Source organism: Cupriavidus sp. 8B, assembly GCF_054589115.1.
The window spans coordinates 55840-62529 of sequence record NZ_BAAILO010000093.1; the positions used below are offsets into that span (position 1 = coordinate 55840).

At 63.6% G+C, this 6690-nt stretch carries 7 protein-coding genes; 2 read left to right on the forward strand and 5 right to left on the reverse strand.

Going from position 1 to position 6690, the window contains the following annotated elements:
• Positions 1-32: 32 nt before the first annotated feature.
• The 3 genes from ACYP5B_RS09270 to ACYP5B_RS09280 form a co-directional block, all read right to left on the reverse strand.
• On the reverse strand, positions 33-404 hold the full coding sequence (locus tag ACYP5B_RS09270) for a DMT family transporter (RefSeq protein WP_043355625.1): 372 nt from the start codon (positions 402-404) through the stop codon (positions 33-35).
• Complete coding sequence (locus ACYP5B_RS09275; RefSeq protein ID WP_459569394.1) at positions 401-2173, reverse strand: glycosyltransferase family 39 protein; 1773 nt, start codon at positions 2171-2173, stop codon at positions 401-403. The genes ACYP5B_RS09270 and ACYP5B_RS09275 overlap by 4 nt, the downstream gene beginning before the upstream one ends.
• Before the next feature lie 498 nt (positions 2174-2671).
• On the reverse strand, positions 2672-3235 hold the full coding sequence (locus ACYP5B_RS09280) for an HdeD family acid-resistance protein (protein ID WP_459569398.1): 564 nt from the start codon (positions 3233-3235) through the stop codon (positions 2672-2674).
• A gap of 184 nt (positions 3236-3419) precedes the next feature.
• Here ACYP5B_RS09280 and ACYP5B_RS09285 point away from each other — a divergent pair, with 184 nt between their 5' ends.
• The gene (locus ACYP5B_RS09285; protein ID WP_459569395.1) at positions 3420-4292 is read left to right on the forward strand and encodes a hypothetical protein; all 873 of its coding nucleotides are present in this window, start codon (positions 3420-3422) and stop codon (positions 4290-4292) included.
• Positions 4293-4403: 111 nt separating this feature from the next.
• Here ACYP5B_RS09285 and ACYP5B_RS09290 read toward each other — a convergent pair whose 3' ends face one another.
• Together ACYP5B_RS09290 and ACYP5B_RS09295 are read right to left on the reverse strand one after the other, a co-directional pair.
• Complete coding sequence (locus ACYP5B_RS09290) at positions 4404-4712, reverse strand: amino acid ABC transporter permease (protein ID WP_318231035.1); 309 nt, start codon at positions 4710-4712, stop codon at positions 4404-4406.
• Between the two features lie 358 nt (positions 4713-5070).
• Positions 5071-6009, reverse strand: a complete 939-nt coding sequence (locus tag ACYP5B_RS09295; RefSeq protein WP_459569396.1) for an amino acid ABC transporter substrate-binding protein — start codon at positions 6007-6009, stop codon at positions 5071-5073.
• Positions 6010-6562: 553 nt separating this feature from the next.
• On the opposite strand from ACYP5B_RS09295, the gene ACYP5B_RS09300 reads away from it, so the two are divergent.
• A partial coding sequence (locus tag ACYP5B_RS09300) for an RRXRR domain-containing protein (protein WP_459569399.1) occupies positions 6563-6690 on the forward strand: 128 nt, incomplete at its 3' end.

Sequence of the window (6690 nt, forward strand, 5' to 3'; positions counted from 1 at the left end):
CAATCAGGCTCTTGGTGCGGGTGGTACGGTGATCAGGAACGGGCGATGAGGAACACGCCGGCGAGGATCAGCAGGATGCCTGCTACGCGCAGGGGGCCGATCATTTCACCGAACAGCCACCAGGCTGCCAGGGCGTTTACCACATAACCGAGCGACAGCATCGGGTAAGCGATCGATACGTCGACCCGCGACAGCCCGACGATCCACACACCGACGCTGACTACGTACAGCGTCAGCCCAGCCAGTACCGGCCACTGCGTCAGCACGCGAAACGCCGTGGCAAACAGCGTCGCGCGCTCGATGGTGATGGCGCCCACGGCGTTGGTGCCGGCTTTGAGCAGCAACTGCGCGCACGCGTTGAGCAGCACGCCGGTGAAGATAAAAGCGAAAGTAGAGAGCGTCATGGCGCGCGGTTCGGTTCTTGCTGCGGGACTGCCGGCGCCTGGCCGGGAGGCGGGAAGTTGGTTACCGCGACGCGGCGCTTGTCTTGCCCGATCTTGTACATCGGCACCTTGCGCTCTTCCAGCAGCTTGTAGGTGGCAGCCGACATGATGCCAACGGCGTGCTGGCCATCCTGCCATTTTGCAATAAAGGCATCCAGCGTGGGGAGCCATTTCTGCGGCTCCTGCTTGGTGCCGAACTCCAGTTCGTCCGGCCATTCCACCATGATGGTGGTGCGGCGCAGGTAATACGGCAGCGTGTGGTCCAGCATGCGCACGCCGTAAATCGGCATGTCATCCGTCAGCACGGCGTTGATGGCGGGCACCATGTCCACGCCTGAAGTCTGCCGTCCCATGACCTCGTGGCCCAGCAGCGCCACCGTGAAGCTGGTGAACAAGCCGAGCGAGTAGACGGTGATGCTGACCATCAGGCCCTTGCTCGCCAGCAGCTTGCGCGCGAGGAACACGGCGCCGAGCATCAGCACGAAGGCGGCGCCGACCCAGACGGCGAACAAGCGGTACAGCTCGTTGGGCGTATTGTCGGAATTCAGCGTGGCCACCACCGGGCTGGCCAGCAAGCCGATTGCCGCAATGACCAGCATGCCATTGAGCTGCCGCTTCCAGCTGCGCTCATCGATGTGCTGCAGCGCCACGGCAGCCAGCATGCCCAGTGCCGGGAAGATCGGCACGATGTAACCGGGCAGCTTGGAGCCGGACAGGCTGAAGAAGACAAAGATGGCGATGGCCCATACGGCCAGCAACAGCGCCGGCTGGAATGGCCGTGCCGAGGCCACGCGCGCCGCCGCGCCCTCGCCGCGGACCACTTGCCACATGCGCGGCGCCAGGCCCAGCCAGGGGATGAAGCCCGCCACCAGCAACGGCACGAAGTACCACAGCGGGCCCTTGCGCGAGTGCACCGTCGAGGTGTAGCGCTGCCAGTGCTCGTGGATAAAGAAGAAATTCAGGAATTCGGGGTTGCGCTCCGACACCAGCCAGAACCAGGGCACCGTGACGATCAGCATCAGCGCGATGCCGGTGATCAGGTGCAGGCGGCGCCACAGGCCGAAATCCCGGGAGATCAGGGTGTAGATGACCAGCACGAGGCCGGGCAGGGCAATGCCCACCAGCCCCTTGGTCAGGATCGCCACGCCCATCGCTACCCAGCAAGCCCACATCCAGTAGCGCCGGGCGGCCGGCGTAGCAGCAGGGTGCTGCGCGAGCAACATGAAGGCCAGCACGCAGGCCATTGCGCCGGATAGCGTCATGTCCAGCGAGTTGAAGTGCGAGGCAACGCTCCACATCGGCGCGGCGGCCAGCACCAGCCCGGTGAGGAAGGCGGCCCGGAAGCCATACCAGCGGTTGGCGGCGAGCATCGAGACCACGAGGCCGACCATGCCGGACAGCGCCACGCACAGCCGGGCCTGCCAGTCGCCCACGCCGAACAAGGTATAGGACAGCGCCGTCACCCACATATGGAAGGGCGGCTTCTCGAAGTACTTAAGTGCGTTGTAGCGGATGGTTACCCAGTCACCGGTGGAAAACATCTCACGGGCGATCTCGGCATAACGGCCTTCATCGGAGCGTAGCAGGTGGCGAGCGTCGAGCGTGCCGAACCAGACCAGGAGAATAAACAGGCAAGCCAGGACTATGGTGGTCGTGGGCAAGCCGGCAGATTGCGAAACACCTTGTGCGGTGCTTCGCGAGGTGTCTCGCGAGGTCACGGAACTACGCATACGTCTCCTGGAAAGGGATCGGGTGGTCGCCCTGGCTTGCGCACATGACGACCGGTTCTCGGGCCTGCGGGGTGTGGCGATCGGCGCGCGGGCGGACCGGATGGCTTGCCCCGCCTGCTGCCACACAGTAACTGCAGTGGCTCGCGATGGCGCCGCCACTTGCATGATTATCAAAGCTAGGTTACCGCCTTGGCACCGCTAAAAACGGCGTCAGGCTGCTGCCGCAGCGCGCGGCCTGGCTGTTTGACGGATTCGGGCTGCCCGGGCATCCGGCGAAAACATCACAACGCCGCAGCAACTGCTTTGGTAGACACAAAATGAAGGCAAGCGATCGTGTCGGTCGCCACGCGCCTTCTGCTTTGTCAGTCTTTCGAGCCGTTACCCCATGGCCAACCGTGGTTGCCAAGTGGCGCGGCGCGCAATGTTAGCACGACCGCCGCAACCCGCCGTCGCGCGCGGCGTCAGCGCACGCGGGACGGCCCGGGCAGGGCGCGTGGCTTAGCCTGGAAATGGCGTATTCGACATATTTCTGGCGCTGCGCAAACGTAGCGAGACGCCGATCAGCAGAATGCCGCAAACCACCGCCCAGGCTCCGATCATCCATAGCACCGCCAGCGCGCCGGCAAGGGGTTGCCACAGCAGCAGGAAGGCGAACACGATGCTCGCCAGCCCGGCCAGTATCAGCCACCATTCATTGGGTATGTCCTTGCGCAGGCGGATCGCCGCGACAATTTGCAGCACCCCCGTGGCAAGCGTCCAGGCGGCGATATATAACAGCAGGGAAAACGCGGTGACCACGGGGCTGAACCAGGTCAGCAACCCGACGCCCAGGCCCAGCAGGCCCTGCAGTGCAAGGATGCCGCGGTCGCTGGCCTCGCGCTGGGTGCCCGAGATGGCCATCAGCAGCGCGCTGACGCCGTCGGCGGCGGCAAAGGCGCCAAACAAGACCACGAGTGCAGCCAGAGTGGCAACGGGTGCGAAAAACGCACAAATCCCGAAAAGGACGGAGAGAATGCCGCGTAATGCCACAACCCACCAAAGCTTGGCGTAATACTGAAGCATAGGAACTCCCTGGCAAGCTGCCCGCATGGGCCGGCAGCGACGGTGACCGACTAAGATCGACAACACGCGCGGGCAAAAAAGCGCTAGTTTCTAGCCAGCGCGAGCCTCAACTTCTGGCTGGCCCTGCATGGGACGCCTGGTCGGAACGAGCTGGGGGCGCGAAATCATTCTAGACAGGATTCATGTGAGGACAAAGGCGCAATCGCTTGTGGCTGCTTCCATTGCCGGTGCCGTGCTGCTGGCCGTGGGCAATCCTGCGCAGGCTCAGACGGTGGCGGTGGCTGCCGCCACCGCGCCCGCGGAGACCTCGGCGCGGCCCCTTGCCCCCCTGTGCGACGCGCCATGGTTCCGTTCCGGCTCGCGGGTGCAGATGGAAGGCGACGGGGCCATGCCCATGTCGATCACCATGACCTTGCGCCGGACGACCAAGAACCAGACCGGATGCCGGGCGCAGCTCGAGGTTCGCTCCAAGTCGGCGCTGTCTGCCCTGATGGGGCCGCCGGTCATCATGGACCAGGTCCATATGGTCAATATCGACCGCCGCTCCGACTCTGCCAAGAGCAGCATCGAGAGCGAGCATGCCGTCATCAATGCGCAAGGGCGCTATGCCCGCATGTACGGCGAAGCGGCCTTCAGGGGCCAGGGCGTGTTCAGTTACGCGGGCATGGATATCCGCGAGGGCAGCACCCTGGAGGGCGAGGCGTTCGAGTCCAGCGTCTCGCTGCAGATCTATCCGGTGGGCGCGGACAAGGTGGTGGGAAGCATGCGGGCGCTATATGCCTCGATCAGCGTTGGCTCCCGCCATGTGGGCAAGCGCCAGATGATCGATACCTTGCTGGGGCGCAAGGAGTGCATGCCGATCACCTACGAGAAGCGGACCTCGCTGGGGCCGCTGATGGTGGGAGAGGAGGTGGTGCAGGTGGAGCCCACGCTGATGCATGTCACCGACTGGTATTGCCCCGCCGAGGCTTTCGTGCTGCGCACCGAGATTCGCCAGCAGGACAAGGTACAACGGATCGACGTCACGGGGATGGACCTGGATACGACTGCGCCCTGACGCCATCCCCGCCTGGCGCTGCGCATCCACGGACGGCAGAAAGCCCGCCAATCTGGCGGGCTTTCTGCTGCTGAGCTCCGGGCGCCGGACCAGCGCGGCGCCCCTTGCCGATCAGTTCGCGGCTGCGGCCGATGCGGCGGGCTTCTTGCTCTTGCTCTTCTTGCTCTTCTTGGTCGACTTCTTGGCCGGCGGCGCGGAGGCGTCGGTCAGGTCCGTGCGGGTGCTCTTGTTAGCGCCCTGGGAATACGGGTCGAACTTGTCACCGGACTTGGCACCCTGGGAATACGGGTCGAACTTCTCGCCCGACTTGGCGCCCTGGCTATATGGGTCGAATTGCTTCTTCCCGGTCGATTGCGCCTGGGCAGCCACGGAGACGGCGCCAATGCACAGCGCGATGGCTGTCGCGACGAACTTGTTCATGTTTTCTCCTGGAAAATGCCGCCTTCCGGCGGTTCGAATACACGGAAACTGACGGCTAAGGCCGCCACGCCGATTGCGTGGGATACCGTTGCCGCGTTGTCCGCTGGGCCTCAGTGTCGCCAACATTTCGCTTGGCTGTCAACATGCGCTGTATGGTGAAATGCACGCTTTGTGTCGTCCTATGGAAAGCCGCTATTGCCTTTATCGCCAGGACTTGCTCCGCGTTTGGTGATTGATATGCGTCGTTGCGCACTTTTCGTTGGCGCCATGTGCAAAAAAATGCCCCCGCCTGCCTGATGGCCTGCGGGGGCTTTGATTTTGGTGGATCGACGGGCGTTGAAGGCCGCTTCGAAGGCCGTTATTCGGTAGCGACATCCGAAGGATGCTTCCACGCATCCCGGACTTCCGGGCTCGGGGCCAGCGTAAGGTTGATGTTGCGGGCGCCGATCGGCTGCTGGAACCATTGCTTCTGCAGGGCGATCACCTGCGGGCCGGCAAAGACCGATGCAAGGGTTTGGTCCACCAGTTGCTTCCACTCCGGATCGGCCTTGGACATCATCAACGCGTTCTGCTCGATCGACAGCGCGGGGCCCACGATCACGAACTGCGATGGGTCCTTGGCGCGGGCGCGCAGGCCCGACAGCAACACATCGTCCATCACGAATGCCTGCGCACGGCCGGATTCGAGCAGCAGGAAGGATTCCCCATGGTCCTTCGCATAGATGTCATGGAAGCCGTACTGGCCCTTCAGGCGGCGCACATGGCGATCGCCCGTGGAGCCGGCGCTGGTCACCACGTTCTTGCCGCGCAGGTCTTCGAAGGACTTGATGCCCGAATCCGCGCGCACCAGCATGCGGACCGTGGAGATGTAATGCGAAACGCTGAAGGCGACCTGCTTCTGGCGCTCCAGCGAATTCGTGTTGGGTGCGCAGTCGAGATCGACCAGGCCATTGACCACGGCGGGGATACGGTTCTGCGGGGTGAGCGGCATCCAGCGCACCTTGATCGTCTTCAGTCCGAGCTTCGCGCGAGCGGCCTGCGCGGCGCGCAGGCACAGGTCCACCGCGTAGCCCGCGGGCTCGCCCTTGTCGTTGGCGAAAGAGAAGGGCAGCGCCGATTCACGATAGCCCAGCACGATGGTGCCGGTGTCGCGGATCTTGTCCAGCACCGGGCTTTGGGCCTGGACGGCTTGCGGGGCGGAAAACGAGAGGGCGGCGGCAGCGACGAACGCTAGCCTTGCCAGCAGGCGGGATGCACGGAACGTGCCGACGCTGGCGAATGTGGCAAACGAAAACATATGTCGAATGTTTCAAAAATGGCGAGGCTACCCCTGTGGCCTGCATCGGCAAAGAACATCTTCGTCATAAGCAAATATCGGCCCGGAGAGCCGCCTGGGAAAAGGTGGCCGGTGGCAAAGCGCTCTGCCCCGGCGTGTGCCCTGAGGGCGCGGCAGCGCAGGCTCCGACAAAAATTCACGGTGGCCGGGTTGCGGTTTGATCGATGTGCGCGGTACGCTACCAGGTTCGCTGCGTCTGTGACGTGCAGTGATCACGATCGTGAAGGGAATCGTCAACTACCCCGGCCTAAAGGCCGGAGCTTGCAAAGGCAACTGAACAAGCTCGGGTTGACCAGGCAAAGCGGTAACCAACCCGCTACGTTGCGAATAGGTGCAAGGCCAACGTTGGGATGCTTCCTCAGCCCCAACCTCTTGAAGCTCCGGTTGCAGACAAGCGACAGGGTAAGCATGAAACGGATCGGGGCAGATCGCCGGTTCGCAACATTGCCGAGGGGAGACCTCCCAACGGGAGGCGTCACCAGGCCCGTAAGGGCAGCTTTTAGGAGAGATTGCCTTGGCAGTCTTTGTGTTAGACAGGAGCGGCAATCCGCTCATGCCCTGCAGTGAGAAGCGGGAGCGGCTGTTGCTGGCGCGCGGCCGCGCACGCGTGCACCGCGTGATGCCGTTCGCTATCCGCATAGT